The sequence below is a fragment of the Nonomuraea sp. NPDC026600 genome (genome assembly GCF_040638335.1).
Lineage (GTDB): Bacteria > Actinomycetota > Actinomycetes > Streptosporangiales > Streptosporangiaceae > Nonomuraea.
The window spans coordinates 150,422-171,496 of record NZ_JBEZYD010000016.1; the positions used below are offsets into that span (position 1 = coordinate 150,422).

General features: G+C 70.4%; 22 protein-coding genes. 14 read left to right on the plus strand and 8 right to left on the minus strand.

Annotated elements, in window-relative coordinates:
* Positions 1-29 precede the first annotated feature (29 nt).
* From AB0F17_RS32500 to AB0F17_RS32515, 4 genes are all read left to right on the plus strand, one after another.
* Positions 30-977, plus strand: a complete 948-nt coding sequence (locus AB0F17_RS32500; RefSeq protein ID WP_358030758.1) for a quinone oxidoreductase — start codon at positions 30-32, stop codon at positions 975-977.
* Between the two features lie 57 nt (positions 978-1,034).
* Positions 1,035-1,646, plus strand: a complete 612-nt coding sequence (locus tag AB0F17_RS32505) for a LysE family translocator (protein ID WP_358030762.1) — start codon at positions 1,035-1,037, stop codon at positions 1,644-1,646.
* Positions 1,647-1,801: 155 nt separating this feature from the next.
* Positions 1,802-2,614, plus strand: coding sequence for a patatin-like phospholipase family protein (locus AB0F17_RS32510; RefSeq protein ID WP_358030765.1), 813 nt, complete (start codon positions 1,802-1,804; stop codon positions 2,612-2,614).
* Between the two features lie 25 nt (positions 2,615-2,639).
* Positions 2,640-3,653, plus strand: coding sequence for a 1-acyl-sn-glycerol-3-phosphate acyltransferase (locus tag AB0F17_RS32515; RefSeq protein ID WP_358030768.1), 1,014 nt, complete (start codon positions 2,640-2,642; stop codon positions 3,651-3,653).
* On the opposite strand, the gene AB0F17_RS32520 is transcribed toward AB0F17_RS32515, so the two are convergent.
* Positions 3,640-5,124: a cobyric acid synthase gene (locus AB0F17_RS32520; RefSeq protein WP_358030771.1), complete on the minus strand. Its 1,485-nt coding sequence runs from the start codon at positions 5,122-5,124 to the stop codon at positions 3,640-3,642. The two genes, AB0F17_RS32515 and AB0F17_RS32520, sit on opposite strands and share 14 nt — an antisense overlap.
* Positions 5,125-5,127: 3 nt before the next feature.
* A complete protein-coding gene (locus tag AB0F17_RS32525; RefSeq protein ID WP_358030774.1) occupies positions 5,128-6,375 on the minus strand; it encodes a GAF domain-containing SpoIIE family protein phosphatase in 1,248 nt (415 codons plus the stop codon).
* A 122-nt stretch (positions 6,376-6,497) separates the two neighbouring features.
* On the opposite strand from AB0F17_RS32525, the gene AB0F17_RS32530 reads away from it, so the two are divergent.
* Entirely contained in the window at positions 6,498-8,654 is a 2,157-nt protein-coding gene (locus tag AB0F17_RS32530) for a helicase-associated domain-containing protein (protein WP_358030777.1), read from the plus strand.
* A gap of 401 nt (positions 8,655-9,055) precedes the next feature.
* Here AB0F17_RS32530 and AB0F17_RS32535 read toward each other — a convergent pair whose 3' ends face one another.
* Both AB0F17_RS32535 and AB0F17_RS32540 read right to left on the minus strand, forming a co-directional pair.
* Positions 9,056-9,343, minus strand: a complete 288-nt coding sequence (locus AB0F17_RS32535) for a hypothetical protein (RefSeq protein ID WP_358030780.1) — start codon at positions 9,341-9,343, stop codon at positions 9,056-9,058.
* Complete coding sequence (locus AB0F17_RS32540; RefSeq protein WP_358030783.1) at positions 9,340-9,672, minus strand: hypothetical protein; 333 nt, start codon at positions 9,670-9,672, stop codon at positions 9,340-9,342. Before AB0F17_RS32540 ends, AB0F17_RS32535 begins: the two co-directional genes overlap by 4 nt.
* A 190-nt stretch (positions 9,673-9,862) precedes the next feature.
* Between AB0F17_RS32540 and AB0F17_RS32545 the strand changes: the two genes are divergently transcribed.
* The gene (locus AB0F17_RS32545) at positions 9,863-10,612 is read left to right on the plus strand and encodes a DUF5919 domain-containing protein (RefSeq protein ID WP_358030786.1); all 750 of its coding nucleotides are present in this window, start codon (positions 9,863-9,865) and stop codon (positions 10,610-10,612) included.
* Positions 10,613-11,083, plus strand: a complete 471-nt coding sequence (locus AB0F17_RS32550; protein WP_358030789.1) for an NUDIX domain-containing protein — start codon at positions 10,613-10,615, stop codon at positions 11,081-11,083.
* Between the two features lie 235 nt (positions 11,084-11,318).
* Here the strand turns inward: AB0F17_RS32550 and AB0F17_RS32555 are convergent, their stop codons facing one another.
* Positions 11,319-11,573: an antitoxin gene (locus AB0F17_RS32555; protein WP_358030792.1), complete on the minus strand. Its 255-nt coding sequence runs from the start codon at positions 11,571-11,573 to the stop codon at positions 11,319-11,321.
* Between the two features lie 210 nt (positions 11,574-11,783).
* Positions 11,784-12,368, minus strand: a complete 585-nt coding sequence (locus AB0F17_RS32560) for a class I SAM-dependent methyltransferase (RefSeq protein ID WP_358030795.1) — start codon at positions 12,366-12,368, stop codon at positions 11,784-11,786.
* Between the two features lie 141 nt (positions 12,369-12,509).
* On the opposite strand from AB0F17_RS32560, the gene AB0F17_RS32565 reads away from it, so the two are divergent.
* Genes AB0F17_RS32565 through AB0F17_RS32575 form a run of 3 tightly spaced genes read left to right on the plus strand, consistent with a single transcriptional unit; the run spans position 12,510 to position 15,513 of the window.
* On the plus strand, positions 12,510-13,403 hold the full coding sequence (locus AB0F17_RS32565; protein WP_358030798.1) for a hypothetical protein: 894 nt from the start codon (positions 12,510-12,512) through the stop codon (positions 13,401-13,403).
* A 54-nt stretch (positions 13,404-13,457) separates the two neighbouring features.
* The gene (locus tag AB0F17_RS32570) at positions 13,458-14,249 is read left to right on the plus strand and encodes a DUF1206 domain-containing protein (RefSeq protein WP_358030801.1); all 792 of its coding nucleotides are present in this window, start codon (positions 13,458-13,460) and stop codon (positions 14,247-14,249) included.
* A gap of 55 nt (positions 14,250-14,304) precedes the next feature.
* Positions 14,305-15,513, plus strand: a complete 1,209-nt coding sequence (locus tag AB0F17_RS32575) for a dipeptidase (RefSeq protein WP_358030804.1) — start codon at positions 14,305-14,307, stop codon at positions 15,511-15,513.
* Between the two features lie 4 nt (positions 15,514-15,517).
* Here the strand turns inward: AB0F17_RS32575 and AB0F17_RS32580 are convergent, their stop codons facing one another.
* A complete protein-coding gene (locus tag AB0F17_RS32580) occupies positions 15,518-16,399 on the minus strand; it encodes a diacylglycerol kinase family protein (protein ID WP_358030806.1) in 882 nt (293 codons plus the stop codon).
* A 98-nt stretch (positions 16,400-16,497) separates the two neighbouring features.
* Here AB0F17_RS32580 and AB0F17_RS32585 point away from each other — a divergent pair, with 98 nt between their 5' ends.
* The gene (locus tag AB0F17_RS32585) at positions 16,498-17,244 is read left to right on the plus strand and encodes a phosphatase PAP2 family protein (RefSeq protein ID WP_358030808.1); all 747 of its coding nucleotides are present in this window, start codon (positions 16,498-16,500) and stop codon (positions 17,242-17,244) included.
* On the plus strand, positions 17,231-17,914 hold the full coding sequence (locus AB0F17_RS32590; protein WP_358030811.1) for a phosphatase PAP2 family protein: 684 nt from the start codon (positions 17,231-17,233) through the stop codon (positions 17,912-17,914). Before AB0F17_RS32585 ends, AB0F17_RS32590 begins: the two co-directional genes overlap by 14 nt.
* Here AB0F17_RS32590 and AB0F17_RS32595 read toward each other — a convergent pair.
* Complete coding sequence (locus AB0F17_RS32595) at positions 17,878-18,900, minus strand: helix-turn-helix domain-containing protein (RefSeq protein WP_358030814.1); 1,023 nt, start codon at positions 18,898-18,900, stop codon at positions 17,878-17,880. The two genes, AB0F17_RS32590 and AB0F17_RS32595, sit on opposite strands and share 37 nt — an antisense overlap.
* 127 nt (positions 18,901-19,027) lie before the next feature.
* Here AB0F17_RS32595 and AB0F17_RS32600 point away from each other — a divergent pair, with 127 nt between their 5' ends.
* Both AB0F17_RS32600 and AB0F17_RS32605 read left to right on the plus strand, forming a co-directional pair.
* Complete coding sequence (locus AB0F17_RS32600; protein WP_358030817.1) at positions 19,028-20,452, plus strand: beta-propeller fold lactonase family protein; 1,425 nt, start codon at positions 19,028-19,030, stop codon at positions 20,450-20,452.
* 192 nt (positions 20,453-20,644) lie between these two features.
* Entirely contained in the window at positions 20,645-21,055 is a 411-nt protein-coding gene (locus AB0F17_RS32605; protein ID WP_358030819.1) for a VOC family protein, read from the plus strand.
* Positions 21,056-21,075: the final 20 nt, after the last annotated feature.

The following is a 21,075-nucleotide window of genomic DNA, read 5'->3' on the forward strand; positions in this document are numbered from 1 at the left end:
GGGGTCGCGAAGGGGAGTTGACTAGGGGTATGCGTGCCATAGTCATCACCGCCCAGGGCGGCCCAGAGGTCCTCGAGTATGTAGAGCGTCCCGACCCGACGCCGGGTGAGGGGGAAGTCGTGGTCGACGTCGCCGCCAGCGGCGTCAACTTCATCGACATCTACCACCGTTCCGGGGCGTATCCGCTCGCTCTGCCCAGCCCGATCGGCTCGGAAGGGGCGGGTGTCGTCTCCGCCGTGGGCCCCGATGTGACGGACGTGTCCGTCGGCGACACCGTAGCGTGGGCCAACGTGCTCGGCAGCTACGCCGAGAAGGCCGTGGTCCCGGCCGCCCGGGTGGTTCCGGTGCCCGCCTCCATCTCCGCCGAGCTGGCCGCCGCGACGATGCTGCAGGGCATGACCGCCCACTACCTCACGCACTCCACGTACGAGGTGAAGCCGGGCGACAGCGTCCTCGTGCACGCGGGCGCCGGTGGCATGGGCCAGCTGCTGATCCAGCTCGCCAAGCTCAGGGGCGCGACCGTGCACACCACCGTCTCCAGCGAGGAGAAGGAGAAGGTGGCCCGCGCGGCCGGAGCCGACGAGGTGCTGCGCTACGACGACTTCGCCGACGTACTCCGCGGGCAGGTGGACGTGGTCTACGACGGCGTGGGGGCGGCCACGTTCGACGGCGGGCTGGAGGCGCTGCATCCGCGTGGGCTCATGGCGCTGTACGGGGCGGCCAGCGGCCCCGTGCCGCCGCTCGATCCGCAGCGGCTCAACAAGTCGGGCTCGCTCTTCCTGACCAGGCCGACCCTGGTCAACTACATCGCCGATCGGGAGGAGCTGCTGTGGCGGGCCTCCGACCTGTTCGGGTGGATCGCCGCCGGGGAGCTGAAGATCGACATCTCGCACCGGTATCCGATGGCCGAGGCGAGCCGTGCGCACGAGGACCTCGCCGCTCGCCGTACGACGGGCAAGCTGCTCCTGGTCCCCTGAGCACTCTTCGGGAGGCGGTGCGGGTACGGCCGCCTCCCATGAACTACGCTCCCAAACATGGACATAGCCCCCTCCATCTGGTCGTTCGCCGCAGTGGTCGCCCTCCTGACCATCACGCCGGGCCTCGACACGGCGCTCATCCTGCGTACGTCCCTGCTGTCCGGCAGGCGGTCGGCCTGGGGCGTCGTCCTGGGCATCCAGCTGGGCACGCTCGCCTGGGGCCTGCTGACCGCGGTGGGCCTGTCCACGCTCCTGGCCGCCTCCCAGCTCGCCTACGACATCCTGCGCTGGGCCGGCGCCGCGTACCTGGTCTGGATGGGCATCCGCATGCTCGTGACCAGGACGAAGGCGCAGGAGGGCACGGCGGAGACCGGCTTCGGCACCGGCTTCCGGCGCGGCCTGACCACCAACCTGCTGAACCCCAAGGTGGGCGCCTTCTACGTGGCGATGCTGCCGCAGTTCATCCCGGCGGACGCCCCGCACGCGGCCATGGGCCTGCTCCTGGCGGGGGTTCACGTGGGCGAGGGCCTGCTGTGGAGCGCCGTGCTGGTCGGCTGTGCGGCCCTCATGAGCGGCGCCCTGCGTACCCCGGCGGTCAGGCGCCTGCTGGACCGCGTGACGGGCATCGTGATCGTCGGCTTCGGCATCCGCCTGGCCTTGGACAACTGAGCCACACTGCTCGGCCGGCACCCGGCCCGGGCGAGAGGGAGATTCCCCTCGCACCCGGGACCGGCCGGTCAGTCTCTATGGAGCGGCGATCACGGGAATCGGCGGGCGCCGTTGGGTCCGGTCGTTTTCCTGCCGGATCCCGGTAACGTGCTCCTGTGCAGACGGCGTTCGTGCTCGGTGGTGGTGGTGTCCTCGGCGCGCACGAGGTGGGCATGCTTCAGGCGCTCGACGAGGAGGGCATCGTGCCCGACCTCGTGGTCGGCACGTCCGTCGGCGCGCTGAACGGGGTGCTGCTGGCCGCCGACCCCGTCCGCGCCGTGGAGCGGCTGTCGTCGCTGTGGCGTTCCGATGTGGTCCGTACGGCGTTCGCCGGCTCCTGGGTCACCCGGCTGTCCACCTTGGCGAGGACCGGCACCCATCTGCACCCGATCGGGCCGCTTCGAGCGTTGTTGAGCGAGATGGTGCCGGTTTCGCGGATCGAGGAGCTGGCCGTGCCGTTCCAGTGCGTGGCCGCCTCGGTGGAGCGGGCCACCGCGCACTGGTTCGACCAAGGGCCGCTGGTCGACGCCGTCCTGGCCTCGTGCGCGGTGCCCGGGCTGCTGCCGCCCGTGTCCATCGGCGGCGAGCACTTCTTCGACGGCGGCCTGGTGCACAGCATCCCCGTCGGCCGGGCCGTGCAACTGGGGGCCAAGCGCGTCTACGTCCTGCACGTCGGGCGGATCGAGCGCCCGCTCAGCGTGCCACGGCGGCCCTGGGAGGTGGGCATGGTGGCGTTCGAGATCGCGCGCAGGCACCGGTTCGCCGAGGAGATGGCCACACTGCCGCCCGACGTCGAGGTGCACGTGCTGCCCGCCGGGGCGACGCAGCCGATGTCGAACCTCCGCTACCGCGACCTGTCACAGATCTCCCATTACATCGAACGGGCCCACCACGCATCTTCCAAGTATCTGCGGACAAGAGGACGATGAAGATCTGACCACCTGGAGGCCGACGTTGCTGCCACCACGCATCCTGCGGCGCCTCATCCTCGCTCCACTCGTCATCGTGGTGACCGTGTTCGTGCTCGTCACGCTGCCGGTGTGGGTCGTGGTGACGTTCGCCGCGTCACTGCGGCTCGCGCCACCGCAACGCCGTGGGCTGCGGTTCGCCTGGTTCGGGGTGGCGTGGCTGACGCTGGAGTCGGCGGTGCTCGTCGCCTGCCTCGGGCTCTGGGTGGCCGGCGCGTTCGGCCGCGACCGGCAGCAGGAGCGGCACTACGCGCTGATCAAATGGTTCCTGACCAAGGTCTACGGCGCCGCCGTACGGATCTTCCGCCTCACCGTCGACATCCACGAACCGCCGCTCACCGAAGAGGAACAGGCCGCCCGCCTCACCCACCCGGTGATCGTCCTGGCCCGCCACGCGGGTCCCGGCGACTCCTTCCTGCTGATCTATCACCTGCTCTCCCTGTACGACCGGCGGCCCAGGATCGTGATGAAGGCGGCGCTGCAGTTCGACCCGTCGCTGGACGTGGTGGTCAACCGGCTGCCGAACGCCTTCGTGCCCCGCCGTATCGCCGAGAGCGGCATCATCGACGAGATCAGGCGGCTGTCCGCCACCATGGACGACGACGACGCGCTGGTGATCTTCCCCGAGGGCGGCAACTTCACCCCGCGGCGCCGCCGGCTGGCGATCAGGCGGCTGGAGGAGAAGGGGCTGGAGGAGGAGGCGTCACGGGCCCGCGGCATGGATCATCTACTGCCGCCCCGCCCCGGCGGCGCCATCGCGGCCATCGAGTCCTGCCCGTCGGCCGACGTCGTCTTCGTCGCGCACACCGGCCTGGACGACCTCATCACGGTCGGCGACGTGTGGCGCAAACTCCCGGTCAGCGCGCACATCACCGCGAAGTGGTGGCGGGTGCCCGCCTCAAGCATCCCCAAGGACCGCGAGGCGCGGATCCGGTGGCTCTACGACCAGTGGGAGCTCATCGACGACTGGATCAGCGCCCAGCGGCTCACCCTGCACTAGCTCCCGGCGGAAGGAGCGGGACGGCGGGCGGGCCGTGCTCGATGAGGTCGAGCAGGGCGTCCGTGTCGAGGTGGTGTTCGACGAGGTCGCCGAGCGCGTCCAGGCGGTTCTCGCGCAGCAGGGCGAAGTCCGTGTCCGGCGCCGGGACGAAGGCGCGCCCGGCCCGCTCGGCCACGTCGGTGAGGAAGGCGCGGCGGAAGCCGTCGTTCTCCAGCGCGCCGTGCCAGGTGGTGCCCCACACGTCGCCCTGGCGACAGCCGTCGAGGAACGGCTCGCCGCCTTCGACGGTCGCGACGCCGTGGTGGATCTCGTACGCGCTGACCGGATGCCCGTACGCGTGACCGGCCGGGCGGCCGAGCGTCTTGCCCGCGGCGAACCGGACCCGCACCGGAAGCAGGCCCAGACCGTCGACCCGGCCGGCGCCCGACTCGACGTCGTCGTGGATCTCGCGGGCGAGCATCTGGTAGCCGCCGCAGATGCCGAGGACGGGTCCGGTACGCCGCCGGACGGCGGCGGCCAGGCCGGTCTCGCGGAGCCAGGCCAGGTCGCTGACCGTCGCGCGGGAGCCGGGCAGCACCACCAGGTCGGCGTCGTCGAGCTCCGCCGGATCGGTCACGAAGCGGACGAGCACCCCCGGCTCGGCGGCCAGGGCGTCGAGGTCGGTGAAGTTGGAGATCCTCGGCAGCTTGACCACCGCCACGCGGAGCGTCTGGTCGCCGTGGGGCCGCTGCGGGGCGATCGAGCGGCTGCCGAGGGCGAGTGAGTCCTCGACGTCCAGCCAGAGCCCGTCCAGCCAGGGCAGCACACCGTACACACGGCGGCCGGTGAGGTCCCGGAGCATGTCCAGGCCGGGTTCGAGCAGCTCGGCCGCGCCGCGGAACTTGTTCACGACAAATCCGGAAATAAGCGCTTGGTCGGCGGCGTCCAGCAGTCCGACCGTCCCGTAGAACGCGGCGAAGACGCCGCCCCGGTCGATGTCGCCCACCACGATCACCGGCAGGTTCGCCGCCCTGGCCAGACCCATGTTGGCGATGTCGCCCCGGCGCAGGTTGATCTCCGCGGGGCTGCCGGCGCCCTCGCAGATGACGACGTCGTACGAGCTTCGCAGCCGGTCGAGCGAGGCCAGCGCGCTCTCGCGGAGCAGGTCCTTGAGCCGGGCGTACTCCATCGCGTCGACGTCGGCCACCGGCTGTCCCATCAGGACCACCTGGCTGCGGCGGTCGCTGCCCGGTTTGAGCAGGATCGGGTTCATGTCGGCGACGGGTTCGAGGCCCGCGGCCCGCGCCTGCACGGCCTGGGCGCGGCCGATCTCGGCGCCGTCGGCGGTGACGTACGAGTTCAGTGACATGTTCTGGGCCTTGAACGGCGCGACGCGGACCCCCTTGCGGGCCAGCCAGCGGCAGATCCCGGCGGTGACGACGCTCTTGCCCGCGTCGGATGTGGTGCCGGCGACCAGCAGCGCTCCGTTCATGGCTTACATCGTAAGCCGCTGCTCCTTCTCGCCGCGCCACTCGACGCTCAGCACCGTGGCGTCGTCCTGGAGGCGGCCGTGCTGGTGTTCGAGGATGGACTGGATCAGCCGGCGCAGTGTCTCCGGCCCCGACATCCCGTCGGCTTCGCGGCGGACGACGAAGTCGATGAACCGCTCGAGCCCGAACACCTCCCCCTCCGGGCTCTGCGCCTCGATGATGCCGTCGGTGTAGAAGAGCAGGCGATCGCCGCGTTCGAGCTGGTAGTGCTCCAGACCGGCGGACAGGCCCAGGCGGAAGCCCATCGGCGGCGACGGCACGCTCTCCAGGGTGGCGACGCGGCGGCCCCGCCGGATCACCAGCGGCGGGTGGTGCCCGCGGTTGACCCAGGTCAGCTCGCCGGTCTTCAGGTTCAGGTCGGCGAGGATGCCGGTGGCGAAGCGGGTGGCGCCGAACTGTTCGGCGATCGCCTCGTCGATGGCCTCGCTGGCCGCCAGCAGGCCGGTGCCCCGCAGCCGGTTGTTGCGGCAGGCGCCGACGGCGATCGTCGCGGTCAGCCCGGCGGAGGTGTCGTGCCCCATGGCGTCGAAGATCGACAGGTGCAGCGTGTCGCCGGCGAGGGCGAAGTCGTACACGTCGCCGCCCACCTCGTAAGCGGGCTCCAGCGCGGCGCCGACCACGACCTTGTCGTTGGCGAAGCTGCCGCTCGGCATCAGGTTCCACAGCACCTCGGCCGACAGGGTCATCGACTCCGCGCGCACCAGCGAGGCGTACGTGTCGCTGAAGTTGCGCTTGCTGATCATCAGCAGGGAGACCAGGCTCGCCAGTTGCTTCACCCGCCAGTCGATGTCGTCATCAGCCGCGGGAACGGTCACCGCCAGCATGCCGACCCGTTCGGTGCCGTCGAGCAGCGGCACCCACAGCCGCCGCCGTCCCTCCTCGGCCGGCTGCGCCGGCTCCCCCTCCGCCTCCGCCTCGACGACGTACCTGGCCTGGACGACCTCCACATTGCGGTAGGCCCGCCCGGCGAGCGTGGAGTCGATGCGGATCGGCCGCAACGACTCGCCCACCGCGTCGTGCTGGCCGGGCAGCGGGACGAGGTACTGCTGCTGCAGGTCGACCACGTAGATCATGGTCTGGCAGAACCCGACCGGCTTGGCATACTCGGCGACCAGGACCGGCAGGTCCTCGATGGCGGCCAGGTGGCTCGCGCCCAGCAGGCCGCCCAGCATGCGCTCACCCTCACTTCGCATGCGCGCGCCTCCTACGTCTCCCAGAGGGTCATACCCCGTTGGCAGCCTCTAGACCTGCGGGTTCATCGTTCACGGCCCGGTCTGCCAAGCCGTTGTCCGCCTCGCGTACTACGCTGCCAGCCATGCCCAGCGACGCCCTCATGGCCTGGCTCACCACGCGCACTCCCGAGCAACTGGCGCTCCTGGCCGATCGCGGCGCGCTACGCGTTCGCGGTCGCGAGCCGTCGCTGGAGGACTACGCCCACCTGCTCGGACAGGATCATGTGCTCGCCCGGTTGATGGGCTTCTGCACGCTCCCGGAGCTCCAGGCGCTGGGCGCGATCGCCTGGCTGTCCGCCCAGCGGCACGGCCCCATCCCCGACGACTACTGGCGCGTTCCCGACCCGGACGAACGCGCGGTCTCCCGAACCGAGGTGCTGACCCTCCTCGCGGGTCAGGACCAGGACCTGCGGGCGGAAGCGCAGGAGGCCCTGGCCCGGCTGGCCGACCAGGGCCTGCTCCAGCCACCCCACGGAGAAAAGTGCGTGGTAGCCCCCCATATCCACCGGAACCTGGCGGACGGCATGGGCCTGGGCCGCCCCGCCGCCCACCTCATCGCCCGGTTTTTCAACGCGCCGGAGGTCCATCGGCTGGCCGACGCGCTGGGGCTGGACAAGGCGCCGGGCCGGGAAGCCGCCGAGCGGAACGTCGTGGCGTTCCTGACGGATCCGGACCGGCTGCACGCCCTGCTGGCGAAGGCGCCCGCCTCGGCCACGGACCTGCTGGACCGGCTCGCGCGCGAAGGGCCCCTGCTCGAGGTCCGCTGTTTCCACCCGGCGGGCCCGTACGGCACCAACAAGTACGTCTTCTTCGCCGGTAGCTCGGGGCATGCCGGCGCGGACTGGCTGGCGGCGCGCGGGCTGCTGCTCCCGTCAGGCGTTCCCCAGGTGGCCGAACTGCCGGTAGAGGTGGCGATCGCGGTTCGCGGCGAGCTGCGGGCGACGTTCACCCCGCACCCTCCCCAGCCCCGCGACCTGCCGCGGGCCGAGGGCATCGAGCCCGCCGCCGAGGCCGCCGCCGGAACGCTCGCCTGGCAACTCGAACGGCTGCTCGCCGGCTGCGCCGAACAGCCGCTCACCGTACGCAAATCCGGCGGGGTCGCGGTCCGCGACACCAAACGCCTGGCCAAGGGCATCGCCGAGCCGGAGACCGTCCGCTTCCTGCTGGAGCTGTGCTTCCGCGCCGGCCTGCTGGGCCTCCTGGCCGAACCGGCCGATCCCCCCGCGAACCGCCGCGCCAAGGTGCCGCCGCCCGCCCACATCGTCCTGCCCACCCGGGCCTATGACCGCTGGCTGTCGTACGCGCCCGCCCAGCGGCTGGTCCCGATCATCGCCGCCTGGGCCGTCTGCCGCGACATCCCGCTGTGGTGGCCCGACCCCGACCAGACGCCCGTCGCCCTGACCGGCCTCGACGACTCCGACGCGGTCAGCCTGCGCTACGCGCTGCTGGAGGCCCTGGCCGCCGCCCCCGCACAACGCGCGGCCGACGCGCCGCCATACCTGGTGGCCGCCACGACCTGGCACCGCCCCGCCCGCATACCGCATGGCCCAGCCGGCGCCCAGCGCATCGAGTCCACCCTCCGCGAGGCCGCGCTCCTCGGCGTCATCGGCCAGGGCGCCTTGACCCGGCTCGGCCACACCGTGCTCGACCTGCTCCGCACCGGCCAGGCATGGAAGACCCCGAACACCGCGCTCTCCCCCGTCCTGTCCGACATGCTCCCCGCCCCCCGCACCACGGCCCGCTTCCAGACCGACCTGACCGCCGTGGTGGCCGGCGCCCCAGAAGCGAAACTGGCCGCCCTCCTGAACACGGTCGGCGTCCGCGAATCGGAAGGGCACGCGGTGGTGTGGCGCATCAGCCACGCCTCGGTACGGCACGCCCTCGACGCCGGCCACGAAACGGCCACCCTGATCACCCGGCTCCGGGCCGTGGCGGAAGGCGACCTCCCGCAGCCACTGGAGTACCTGGTCAAGGACGTGGGGCGGACGCACGGCCGGATGCGGGTGGTGCGATCCGGCTGCTGCATCCGCTCCGACGACGAGGCGCTACTGGCCGAACTCGCCCACTCCAAACCGCTCCGCGCGCTCGGCCTGCGCCTGATCGCACCGACTGTGCTGATCAGCGCGAGCCCGGAACGGGAGACGATGGCCGCGCTGCGCGCCGCAGGCTACGCCCCGGCCCTGGAGGCGGAGACGGGCGCCACTTTGGTGGAAAAGCCCTCCACTCGACGGGCGCCCTGACACCCGCGGACCTCGCTTTCAGGGGCGCTTCGCGCTTTGGCGCAGCGGGCTGCGTTTTGTGGAGGTCTCGGCGCCCCCCACACCCCCACAAAAGCATGGTCCTCGCTTCGCTCGGGCGCTCTTACTGGGGGCTACGCCCCTCCTGTGAGGGGGCTGCCGCCCCCTCACACTCCCCGGCCCTCAATCGAATCGCATGACAGCAGTGCCTTGGTGACTCCAATGGCCAGAAGGGCACCATGTCCTCAAGCGACGAGTGGATCTCGAAACCGAGGACAGGAGACGAGACGCTGGACGTCTTCGAAGGGTTCGCTGGAGACTTCGGCAGCCCGTCGAGGATGGACCAGCTGAGGTATGAGGCGTGACGACGCCGTCCCTCCAGATCCCACGCCGCCACGCCCGTTCTACCGGGCTCTTCCGGACAGCAACGCCGTCCAGATCTCCCGAGCCTCACTGATCAGTGAGGGAAAGATCTCGTGGATCTCGTGCCTGCCATCGCGTTGGACGATGCGCCGCAGAAACGCACGCCCGCAGCCCTCGCACAGCTCGTAGACCGTTGCGCGGCAAAAGCAGGTCCAGGCCACTGGCCGAGCACGTTCAAGCATTCGGTGGGGCCGCTGCCATTCCAGTCGGATGTGATCGCGCTGCACCATGGCCACATGCGGGCTCACGCACTCGTCGATGACAATCATGAAGCGATCTCGGCGATCAGCGCGGACAGCGGGTGGCATTCTCGGAGCTGTCCATACCGCACAGCCACCCGTCGCGCCGCCGCTGCGGGGTCGTCGGCGGAGTGAACCAAGTAGAGCCACCGTCCGCGCTGTCTGGACCTGCGTCCCGACCACCACCAGTAGAGGTGGCCATCGCTCCACACCACCAGATCCACCCAGACCGAAACCAGAGCGATGCCGTATCCCGTGTGAACGTCAGCGGCTATCCCAAGATCGTCGAGGGCGGCGTGAAGCCGTTCGGCTGCATAAAAGGAATGGGCGGCCTTCGTAGTTACGGCGTCGCGGGTCATCGCTTCTCCAGGAGGTCGCGCATGGTCGTGACGTGGAGACCAAGGAGGGAACCGCAACTCTTGTTCTACCTTGCGGTGCTGGGTCGTTTGTTGCGGCCTGATACGTCTTAAGCATGCTGACCTGCGCCGGGACGGGAAAACTTCACTTGAGGACGATGACGGGACGTCTTTGGCGGCGTATAAACGTCCCATGGCACCCAATGAGCGCCTACGGGCCGCGCTGCTCAACGCGGGCATCACCGTCCGGCAGTTGGCCGAGGCGGTAGGAGTCGATCCCAAGACCGCCGAGCGGTGGGTCAACACCGGCCGCACCCCGCACCCCGGCATCGCCCACCGGGCCGCGATCGTGCTCCGGGAAGACCTCGCTCACCTGTGGCCCGCCATCGAGCAGGGACGGCGACGTCACCGAGGGAGCGGTGAACTGATCGCCGCCTATCCCACCCGCGCATCCGCACCGCTGGACATGTGGCGGAGTCTGTTCGAGCGGGCGGAGCAGCGCATCGGCATCCTGGTCTATGCCGCCAATTTCCTGCACGAGTCGTGGCCGGACTTCAACAATCTCCTGGCGTCGAAGGCGCGGGAGGGCTGTCGCGTGCGCATCCTCCTTGGCGATGCCGACTCACCTGTCATCCGGGGGCGGGGTGCTGAAGAGCGGTTCGGGCACGGCATCGAGTCGCGGTGCCGGGTCGCTCTTATGCACTACCGGCCGCTGGCCGAATCATCGAACGTCGAGTTGCGCGTGCACGACACCACGCTCTACAACTCGATGTTCGTGGGCGATGACCATATGATCGTCAATGCGCACGTCTTCGGCATGAACGCCTACGGCGCACCGGTCTACCACCTGCGCCACATGAGTGAGGAAGGGCTGTTCGACACCTACGCCACCAGCTTCGAAGCCGTGTGGAAGCAGTCTCGACTCCCCGGCGAGGAGCGGTAAGTGGCCCGCACCGAGTACTACGACGACCCTGACGCTCCCGAGCCGAACAGTCTGGTCGTGGGGGTGTCCGCCGTGGTCGTCGACGACGAAGGGCGAATCCTCCTGCAAAAGCGCACCGACAACGGGCTGTGGGCGCTGCCCGGCGGGGGCATGGACCTCACCGAGTCAGTGCCGCAGGCGGCCGTACGGGAGGTGAAGGAGGAGACCGGATACGACGTCGAGGTGACCGGAATGGCCGGCCTCTACACCGACGCCCGGCACATCATCGCCTACAGCGACGGAGAAGTGCGCCGCCAGTTCAACATCTGCCTGACGGCACGCGTTATCGGTGGAGCGCTCGCGATCAGCGACGAGTCGACCGACGTCCGCTGGGTCAGCCCGGATGAGATCGAGGACCTGCCCATGCACGACACCCAACGACTCCGGATCGAGCACTTCCGCCAAGGGAAGTCGACACCCTACATCGGGTGAATCGGGCCCCTGAGAGCCGCTCCCGACCTTATAGCGCGCTTGGCTGGCTTGGCCGAGCGTTCGGGCGGTTGATCCCGGGACCTACCGGCGTCGCCCGCCAGGCCGCCTCGTCCTGCGGGGTCGCGGGCTTGATGCCGAAATCCTGCCGGATGCGCCAGTCGGCCGGCTGTCCATCCGTGACACGTCAATTCCCGCCGCAGCAGCGGATTCGCCACTGCGCGGCACCGGCGCCTCGCTACTCCGGGCGCTGACCAGGCTGCTGGGGCGGCGGCTCTGGGGGCTGCGGGCTTGGCGACTGCTGGCCCTGCGGCTCGCCTCCGCCGTAGCGGCGCTGCACCTCGTCCACGCCCTTCTCGATCTGCTCGTCGTACTTGTGGCCGGTCCGCTCCTTGGCGATCTGCTCGGCGCGATCCAGCACCTCGTCAGCCTGCTTGGGGTGCCCTCTCGCCAGGTCCTCGGCCTTCTTCAACCATTCCGCGATGCGGCTCATGACCGTTCCCCCTTCTCGTGCCTTACAGTCGCCCCCTACCCGGAGTCGGCGCGAGGTCACACCTCGCGCCGACGAACAGCCAGACGTTCTTGGGCGCCCACGACCTGACTCCGGTCAGCAACAGGCCCGCGACCAGCACCTCGGCGCCGCCTGCGATCTCTACGAGCCCTGCCTGGCTCCTGATGCGTCCGGTGTCCGCGCTGAAGGCTCTCAGCGCCGCAGTGCGACCAGTTCGCCCTTGCCCACGTTGATCGTGGTGACGGTCAGGCGCGGTTCCCGTTGGAGGAGGTCGTGCAGTGGGGCGATCTCCTCGGGGTGGGACAGGGCGTTGTCGGCCACGAGTACGCCGCCCTGCCGCAGCACCCGGTAGGGATGGGGCCACCAGGAGGGGTACTCGACGCGTTCGGCGTCGAGGAAGAGCAGGTCGACCGCACCGTCCGGCATACGGGCGAGTGCCGCGCCCCCGTCCTCGACGCGGAACTCGACGTGATCGGCCAGCCCCGCCTCGGCCACCACGCGGCGGGCGTGCGCCTGGGCCTCGGCGTCGGTGTCGAGGCTGAGGACGTGCCCGCCGACCGCCCGCGCGGCGTCGGCCAACCACAAGGTGGACACACCCCGCGAGGTGCCGATCTCCACGATGATCCGGGCCCCAGAGCTCTGGGCCAGGAACCACAGGAACTCCCCGGCGTCGGGCTCCAGCACCCGCCACCGGTCCAGCCGGTCCTCCTGGCCGGCGTCGTGCTGGGCGGCGGCCGTGTTCAGCTCCGCGATGATCTTCCGTAATGTGGCATCCATAGCAAGATTCTGCCCCGCCCGTAACGTGGTCACCGGCGCCAAGCCGTGCTCCTGGTAACCACCAGGGGTGGACAGCCAACCGGTCGTACGGGGAACCGGACGCGTCCGCGCCGACCCGCTCGGCCTCCTACGATACGGCCCATGACCACGCACGGATTCACGCTCACCGCCGAGGGCCCGTTCGACTTCGGTGCCTCGTTGCGCTTCGTCGAGGACTGGCCGGCCACCAGCGCGCTGCCCTCCGACGGGCGGGCGCTGCGGTTCGCCTACTGCGCCGAGTCCGACTGGCGGCCGATCGGCGTGACCGTGACGGCCGCGCCGGGCGGGGTCGCCGTCGCCACGACGCGGGCCGCGGGGCCGGGGATCCGGGCTGAGGTGGCGCGCATCCTCTCCCTCGACGTGGACGGCGCCGGTTTCGCCGGGCTCGGCGAGGCCGACCCGGTGCTCGGCGACCTGCAACAGCTCCGTCCCGGCCTGCGGCCGGTGTGCTTCTGGAGTCCGTGGGAGGCGGCGTGCTGGGCGGTGATCGTACAGCGCTCGTCGATGCTCATCGCCTCGCGTATCAAGCAGCGCATCGCGGAGCGGTACGGTGCCGAGGTCACCGTGGACGGACGGGTGCACGCGGCCTTCCCGCCGCCCGTGACGCTGCTGGAGGCCGGTGGCCTCGGGCTGCCCGCGCAGAAGGAGGAGTGGCTGCGCGGGCTGGCCGGCGCGGCGCTGGACGGCGTGCTCACCGCCGAGCACCTGCGCGCGCTCGGCCCGGAGGAGGCCCTGGCCGAGCTGCGCGCCCTGCCCGGCGTGGGGCCGTTCTCCGCGGGGCTGATCCTGATCCGCGGCGCGGGCGCGCCGGACGCGTTCCCGGGTGATGAGCCGCGGCTGTTCGGGATCCTGCGTGAGGCGTACGGCCTGCCGGAGGACGCGCCGCCGGCCGCCTACCGGAAGCTGGCCGAGGCGTGGCGGCCCTATCGCTCCTGGGCCTCCTTCTTGTTCCGGGCGGCCACCTATGGCGTCATGGACGACCCCGTGAAGGTCTAGAGCACGGAATCCCGGGCAGTTCGAGGGTCTTTGACGGACACTCGGGAGAATCGCATGAGCGAAGCTGAGGCCGTAGCACGCCGGGCGGCAGACAGCCCGGCCATGGACAAGCTTGCGCGGGTTGGGCTGGTCTGTCGCGGCGTGCTTTATGGGCTGATCGGAGTACTGGCGATCCAGATCGCGTTCGGCGGCGGCGGGCAGCAGGCCGACAAGAGCGGGGCCATCAGTACGGTCGCGGCGCTGCCGTTCGGTGCCGTGATCTTATGGGTCATGGTCGTGGGGTTCGCCGCACTGGCACTGTGGCAGGCCTCCGAGGCGATCTTCGGGGCGCACAAGCTCAAGGACCGGATCGAGCCGGGCAGCCGGGTCGTGGTCTACGTGCTCATCTGCGCCGCGCTGCTGACCATGCTGCTGACCGGCAAGACCGGGTCCGATGACAAGATGTCCCAGGATCTGACGGGCAAGCTGCTCTCGCTGCCCGCCGGACAGGTCATCGTCGGGCTGATCGGGCTCGGCATCCTGGGGCTCGGCATCTACTGGGTGCGGTACGGAATCAAGAAGGAGTTCCGCAAAGAGCTCAGGCCGATGCCGCCGCGGGCCGGCGCGGTGATGAACCGGCTCGGGCTCGCCGGCTACCTCGCGCGCGGGGTGATCGCCGGTCTGGCCGGGGTCTTCGTGATCCAGGCGGCCATCACCTTCGACCCCGGCAAGGCCGGGGGCATCGACGCGACGCTCAGGGCGTTCGCCGACACTCCGGCGGGGCCGTGGCTGCTGGCGGTGGTCGCGCTCGGGCTGCTGCTGTTCGCCCTGTACTGCCTGGGAGAGGCTCGCTGGCGGCGGACCTGAGGCTCGGCCGGGCGGCACGCCGAGTGCGAGCCGATCCTGTGATTGGCTGATCGGCATGGAAGCACCTTCGGTAGTCGCGTCGTCCAGTTCGTCGCACCGCGTCACCCGGCTGCTGCGCGAGCACCCGCTGATCGACGGGCACAACGACCTGCCCTGGGCGGCGCGCAAGCTCGCCGGATACGACTTCGACCGGCTCGACATCAGTGGCGACACCTCCGATCGCACCCATACCGATCTGCCCCGGCTGGCGGCCGGAATGGTCGGCGGGCAGTTCTGGTCGGTCTTCGTGCCTTGCCGGCCCGCCGAGGACGCGGTCACCGCGACCCTGGAGCAGATCGACTGCGTGCTGGCCATGGTCCGGCGCTACCCCGACCGGCTGGCCTTGGCGACCACGGCCGACGAGGTGGAGCGCGTCTTCGCCGGGGGCCGGATCGCCTCATTGATGGGGGCCGAGGGCGGGCATTCGATCGACTGCTCGCTGGGGGCGCTGCGGATGCTGTACGCCCTCGGGGTTCGCTACATGACGCTCACCCACAACGACAACACCCCCTGGGCCGACTCCGCGACCGACGAGCCGGTGAACCACGGGCTGTCCGCGTTCGGGGAGGAGGTCGTCCGGGAGATGAACAGACTGGGCATGCTGGTCGACCTGTCCCACGTGTCGGCCGACACGATGCGCGACGCCCTGCGGGTGACGCGGGCGCCGGTGATCTTCTCGCATTCGTCGGCGCGGGCGGTCTGTTCCGCGCCGCGCAACGTACCCGATGACGTGCTGGAGAAGCTGGCGGCCAACGGCGGGGTCTGCATGGCCACGTTCGTGCCCGACTTCGTGTCGCAGGACGCCCGGGAATGGCGGCTGGCCGCGACCGACGCCGCCCGCTCGGCCGGGGTCGACACGCATGACTTCGAGGCGTTCCACGAGTTCCTGAACACCTGGGCGAAGTCGCACCCGAGGCCCGCCGTCACGATCGACCACGTGGTGGCGCACCTGGAGCACATACGCGAGGTGGCAGGCATCGACCACCTCGGTATCGGCGGCGACTACGACGGGTGCGACGGGCTGCCCAACGGGCTGGAGGACGTGACCGGCTATCCCCGGCTGTTCGCGGCCCTGGCCGACCGGGGCTGGTCCGACGCCGACCTGGCGAAGGTGGCCGGCCGCAACGTGCTGCGGGTGCTGCGTCAGGCCGAGGCCACTGCCGATGACCTGCGACTTCGCGAGGAGCCGAGCACGATGCGGTTCACCGCGGCCGAAAGCGGCTGACCGGTCACACCGCCGGCAGGCAGATCGTGAGCGCGCCCGGGACGGCCTTGGCCGTGAGCCGGGTGGTGGCCTCGCGTTCTCCGCCGTCGAGCTCGTACGTCAGCGGCGTGCCGAACCGGGCGGACACCTTCCTGGCCCGGGTGATCCGGACGAACGGGGAGTCGTCGGAGCGGCCGGCGGCCATCCTGCCGATCACCCGGGCCCACTGGACCGGCCCCTTGGCGGTGGACACCCCGACCTCCAGCCAGCCGTCGTCCGGCCGGGCGTCGTCGAACGCCTCGATGCCGCCGGCGATCGTGCTCACGTTGCCCAGCAGCAGGCAGCTCGCGTCCCCTTCGAACCAGGTCGTCCCATCAATCTTGATCTTCATCGGCACCAGCGGCCCGCCGACGTGCCGGACGGCCGCCTTGACGTAGCTCAGCTTGCCGAGCTGCTTCTTGGCCTGCCCGTCGGCGTCGGCGATCATCTCGGCTTCGAACCCGGCGCCGGCCATCACCGCGAAATGCTCGCCGTTCAGCAGGCCCAGGTCCAGCTTCTCCCGCCGGCCGCGGAAGCCGATCTCCACCGCCTCTTCCAGGTCGATGGGGATGCCGAGGTTGGTGGCGAACAGGTTCCCGGTCCCGGCCGGCAGGACGGCCATCGGCACGCCGGAGCCGGCCAGCACGTCGGCGCACCGTTGCACCATGCCGTCTCCGCCCCAGACGAACACCAGCTCGGCGCCCTGTTCGAGCGCCTCGCGGACCTTCTTACGCGCCTTCTTGCTCTTGGGCACCTCGTACCAGAGGAGCTCGCCGACGTCCTGCTCGGTGATGAGCACGCGCAGCCTGTCCAGGCCTGCGCCGAGAGTCTTCTTACGGTGCGCGACAACCGCCACGGTGGGGGACATGCCCTCCGGACTACCCTCGCCGCCGGCTTTCAGGCAGGAATCATTCCCCTCCGCCTGGGTAGCCGAGCGCGAACGCGCATCGAGGAAGGACCGGGATGGTGAGGCGTCAATGGGTCAAGGCACACGTCGATCGTGACCGCGGTCTGGGGCTGCGGCTGACGGTAGCGAGTCTCGCGGTGGCGCTCATCATGATCCCGTTCAGCCTGCTGCTGGTCGTGGCCAAGATGCCCGTCAACGGGCTGGACGCGGGCGTCGCCGAGGATCTGCACGAGTACGCGCTCGCCCATCCCGCCGTGACCAGAGTGCTCATCGTCTGGACGGATCTGTTCGGGCCGTGGCCGTGGCGTGTCGCGGTCATCGCGTACGCCGGCTGGCTGCTGTACAAGGGCGCGCCGAGGCTGGCCGTCTGGGCGGTCACCACCGTGACGGTGGGCGGGCTGCTCGGCCTCGCACTCAAGATCATCACGGCCCGGGCCAGGCCGCATCTGCCGGATCCCGTCGCGCTCGCGCCGGGTGACTCCTTCCCGTCGGGCCACGCGGTCAGCGTGACGCTCGGCGCCGGAGTGATCGTTCTCCTCATTCTGCCCAGGTTGCCCCGGTGGGGGCGGCGGGTGGCGTGGGCCGTGGCCTGGTTCCTGGTGCTGTCGGTCGGCTACACCAGGATCGCGCTCGGCGTGCACTGGGTGAGTGACGTGGTCGCCGGAATCGTCCTGGGCGCGGCCGTGGTCGCCGCCACCGCGGCGGGATTCGAGACATGGCGCCGCGAGCAGGGCCGAAGGCCCGCCTCGCCGCTGGCCGAAGGAGTGGACCCCGAGTCGGTGAAGGTGACCCATGACCAGAGCTGAGCACGTGAAGTACTACGCGCTGACGATCTTACTGCCGATGCTTCTGATGGCGGGGGTGACGTTCGGCGTCGGCAAGCTGATCCTCGCCTGGCCCACCGGTGAGGCGGAGGTGAGCCGGACCCTGGCCGCCGATCGCACCCCGCTGTGGAACACGCTCACCGACTACGGCACCAGCCTGTCGGACACCCCCTACATCGTGGCGCTCACCGTGATCGTCGCAATCGTGTTCAGACTCGTGTACAAGCGCCGGCGCGAATCGATCTTCCTTGTCGCGGCCGTCTGGAGCCAGTCGCTCATCTTCCTGGCCACCACCACGCCTGTCGGACGCCACCGGCCACCCGTGCAGCACATCGACCCGGCCCCGCCCACCTCCAGCTTCCCGTCGGGGCACGTCAGCGCCGCCGTCGGGTTCTACTGCGCGGTCGCGCTCGTCCTGACCACGCACATCCGCAACAGGGCGCTCCAGGTGGTGATCTGGGTGCTCGGCGTCGCCGCTCCGCTCATCGTCGGCTTCTCCCGCCTGTACCGCGGCATGCACTTCCTCACCGACGTCACCTGGGGCCTGCTGCTCGGCGTCGGCTGCGTCGTGATGGCCGCGCGGGCCATCTTGTACCGGCGCGAGAAGCAGCAGCCTCAGCGGCCGATCTCAGAACTCGCCCGACCCGCGTAGACATGAGCGGGCGGGCCAGGGAGCGTCCGCAGTTCTGTCCGGTAGTTCAGCGGGCTGACCCCGTAGGCGGCGCGGAACAGGTTGCTGAAGTGCGCGCGATTGGTGAAACCCCAGCGGGCGGCGATGGCGTGTACCGGCCGGAACCACTGCAGCGGGTCGGCCAGATCGGCCCGGCACCGCTCCAGCCGCCGGGCCCGGACCCAGCCGGCGACCGTGAGGCCATGAGCCTGGAACAGCCGGTGCAGGGACCGTACGGAGATGTACTGCCCGGTGGCGATCGTCTTGGGTGACAGGGCCGGGTCGCCGAGGTTGCGCTGGATGTGGGCCTGGATCTGAAGCAGCAGGGCCTGTCCGGACGGCTCAGGCGCGGGAGTGCCCAGCTCGTGGCCGAGGAGCCCCATCAGCAGGTCCATCAGGGCGGCCGAGATGTGCGGGGCGTCCAGCGGGCGGTACTGGTCGATGTCCCTGGCCAGCCGCGCCACGAACCCGGCCGTCAGCGTGCCGACCCCCTCCCGGCCCGGTAATCGCGCCCCGAGCAGTGCCCGGACCGTCGCCGGCCGCATCGCAAGCAACGAATGCGGAAATGTCACCATCACCCAGTGGTGCGTCCCGGCATCGGCTCCATGCCACCCGTGGAACGGCAGCGACGTGTCGTACAGCGCCAGATCGCCTGGCCCGAGCCGGGCGTCCCGCTGGTTCTGGGTGAAGCCGCTGTGTCCCGTCATGTTCAGCACCAGCCGGTACGCCTCGGGGTCCGACCTGCTGATCAGCGAAGGAGTGCGGTGGACCTCGTACGGGGCTCCGGTCCGGGTGAACAGCGAGGCCACCGACAGCGCGCCCAGTTCGGCCCCCGCCAGCTCCGCCCAGAACCCGGCCGGCCGTTCCGACCTGACGTCCAGAGGCGCGGGAAGCTTGGCAAGCAGCTCCCGGTAGGCGGCGAACCTATCGGAAACCGGCAGTTCGTCCATCCGGATGAGTTCACGCACCCGCCACTCCCCTCATCTGGCGTGCGTACGCACGCATTTGGCGCTGACGGACTAAGTCGCCCCGCCCCGTCTCCTTCAGACTCCACTGCGGGGGCTTCAACTCTGCTTCACGCTGAAAGGATTCGTGATGAGAAGTTCACTCAGACGTACGGGGGCGGCGGCGGTCGGTCTGTTCGCGGTCATGACAACGTTGGTCTCACCCGCGCTCGCGGCAGGCGAACCGGCCACGCGCGCGCTCTACGTATCGGGGCTGGTCTCGCGGGATGTCTCGATCTTCGGCATCCGGCCCGGCGGCGGCCTGGACGGGCCGCGGGCGCGCGTGCGTACGGGAGGCGGCTCCCGGGGCATCGTGCTGGCCCCCGACGGGCGAACGGCCTACGTCGCGGTCGGCTTCGATCCGGGTACGGAGATCGACGCCAACAAGGTCGAGACGTACCGGGTGGTCGCCGGAGGCGGACTCGTCCGGCTCGCCCCGCCGGTCGCCGCGAACGGCGGCCCGGTCAGCCTGGCGATCACTCCGGACGGCCGGGCCCTGTACCTCACCAACCGGGACTCCGGGACGCTGTCGGTGTTCTCGGTCGCGCGGGACGGCAAGCTCACCCAGGTCGGCGACCCGGTGCCGAGCGGCGCGGTGGAGCCCCAGGGGCTGGCGGTGACGCCGGACGGCCGCTTCCTGTTCGTCAGCCATCGCGGGGTGAACGAGACCGATAAGGACGTCGTGACCAGGTTCGTCATCAACGCCGACTCGACGCTCACCTCGCTGGGCAGGCCTGCCAAGATCGGCAAATCGGGCGGCGCGATGGCGATCACGCCTGACGGGCGCTTCCTTTACGTCCCTAGTTCGCTCTCCAAACAGGTCTTCGGGTTCCGGGTGGGCGCGGACGGGAGCCTGGTTAACGTGCCCGGCTCGCCGTACTTCGCCCCAGACTTCCCCATCTCGGCGACAACGACGCCCGACGGGCGCCACCTGTACGTGACGGACGGCGGGATCTTGGAGAGCGGGAGCCGGAAGGTGTCGGCGTTCGCCATCCGCGCCGACGGCGGGCTGACCCGGCTCCCCACCGCCATGGCGGGCGATTCGCCCGGCGCGCTCACGACCACGCCGGACGGCCGCCACCTGTACGTATCGAACCTCGACTCCGACGACGTGTCCGCGTTCGACATCGCCGCCGGCGGCGGGCTGAAGGAGATCGACGGCTCACCCTTCAAGCTGGCCCCAGGCGAGCAGCCCGCGCTGCAGGCGGTGGCGGTCTCGCCCGACCAGGGGCCCTCCGCGGCGTTCACCGAGGTCGACGGCCGTTTCGACGCCTCGGCCTCCACAGACCCCGACGGCCAGGTGACCCGCTACGACTGGGACTTCGGCGACGGCACACGCCTGCCCGACGGCGGCCCGAACCCGGCCCACGCCTTGCCCGGCCCCGGGACCTTCACGGTCACCCTCACCGTCACGGACGACGAAGGCTGCTCGACCCGCGTCGTCCACACCGGCTCCTCGGCCCTGTGCAACGGCTCACCGGCCGCCCAGACCACCCGTACGATCTCGGTCGGATGACCTGGCGTTCGCACCGCCGCGTCCGCTCGCGACCCTACGTGTCCTTGCGCCAAACGCCCGTAACCGGCGGGGGCGCACTGGACTTGCGGATGGCTGTTCTCGTGGGCACCCGGTCTCAGAACTCGTTCGACCTGCGTAGCTGATCAGGAATCGAGAAGCGCCCGCCTTCGAGCCGCACCTAGCCTGACCGCCATGGACATCACCATTCACTGGACCTTCCTCCCGCACGACGACCCGGACGCCTGCCTGGCCTTCTACCGCGACGTCCTCGGTTTCGAGGTCCGCAATGACGTCCGGCACGACGGAAGGCGCTGGATCACGGTCGGTCCCGCCGACCAGCCCAGCACCGCCATCGTCCTGGAGCCCCCGGCCACCGGCCTCGGCATCACCGACGACGAGCGCCGCACCATCGTCGAGATGATGGCCAAGGGCACCTACGCCCGCATCACCCTGGCCACCACCGACCTCGACGCCACCTTCACGCGGCTGCGGGCCGGCGGCGCCGAAATCGTCCAGGACCCGACCGAGCAGCCGTACGGCATTCGCGACTGCGCCTTCCGCGACCCCGCGGGCAACCTGATCCGCATCAACGAGCTGCGCTGATCCTTCGGGCTGTGGACCAA

Excerpts from the sequence above, each read along its gene's own strand:
- AB0F17_RS32500 (WP_358030758.1), top strand. The coding sequence starts at position 30 with ATGCGTGCCATAGTCATCACCGCCCAGGGCGGCCCAGAGGTCCTCGAG.
- AB0F17_RS32505 (WP_358030762.1), top strand. The coding sequence starts at position 1,035 with ATGGACATAGCCCCCTCCATCTGGTCGTTCGCCGCAGTGGTCGCCCTC.
- AB0F17_RS32520 (WP_358030771.1), bottom strand. The coding sequence starts at position 5,124 with ATGAACGGAGCGCTGCTGGTCGCCGGCACCACATCCGACGCGGGCAAG.
- AB0F17_RS32525 (WP_358030774.1), bottom strand. The coding sequence starts at position 6,375 with ATGCGAAGTGAGGGTGAGCGCATGCTGGGCGGCCTGCTGGGCGCGAGC.
- AB0F17_RS32530 (WP_358030777.1), top strand. The coding sequence starts at position 6,498 with ATGCCCAGCGACGCCCTCATGGCCTGGCTCACCACGCGCACTCCCGAG.
- AB0F17_RS32535 (WP_358030780.1), bottom strand. The coding sequence starts at position 9,343 with ATGATTGTCATCGACGAGTGCGTGAGCCCGCATGTGGCCATGGTGCAG.
- AB0F17_RS32540 (WP_358030783.1), bottom strand. The coding sequence starts at position 9,672 with ATGACCCGCGACGCCGTAACTACGAAGGCCGCCCATTCCTTTTATGCA.
- AB0F17_RS32545 (WP_358030786.1), top strand. The coding sequence starts at position 9,863 with ATGGCACCCAATGAGCGCCTACGGGCCGCGCTGCTCAACGCGGGCATC.
- AB0F17_RS32555 (WP_358030792.1), bottom strand. The coding sequence starts at position 11,573 with ATGAGCCGCATCGCGGAATGGTTGAAGAAGGCCGAGGACCTGGCGAGA.
- AB0F17_RS32560 (WP_358030795.1), bottom strand. The coding sequence starts at position 12,368 with ATGGATGCCACATTACGGAAGATCATCGCGGAGCTGAACACGGCCGCC.
- AB0F17_RS32565 (WP_358030798.1), top strand. The coding sequence starts at position 12,510 with ATGACCACGCACGGATTCACGCTCACCGCCGAGGGCCCGTTCGACTTC.
- AB0F17_RS32570 (WP_358030801.1), top strand. The coding sequence starts at position 13,458 with ATGAGCGAAGCTGAGGCCGTAGCACGCCGGGCGGCAGACAGCCCGGCC.
- AB0F17_RS32575 (WP_358030804.1), top strand. The coding sequence starts at position 14,305 with ATGGAAGCACCTTCGGTAGTCGCGTCGTCCAGTTCGTCGCACCGCGTC.
- AB0F17_RS32580 (WP_358030806.1), bottom strand. The coding sequence starts at position 16,399 with ATGTCCCCCACCGTGGCGGTTGTCGCGCACCGTAAGAAGACTCTCGGC.
- AB0F17_RS32590 (WP_358030811.1), top strand. The coding sequence starts at position 17,231 with ATGACCAGAGCTGAGCACGTGAAGTACTACGCGCTGACGATCTTACTG.
- AB0F17_RS32600 (WP_358030817.1), top strand. The coding sequence starts at position 19,028 with ATGAGAAGTTCACTCAGACGTACGGGGGCGGCGGCGGTCGGTCTGTTC.
- AB0F17_RS32605 (WP_358030819.1), top strand. The coding sequence starts at position 20,645 with ATGGACATCACCATTCACTGGACCTTCCTCCCGCACGACGACCCGGAC.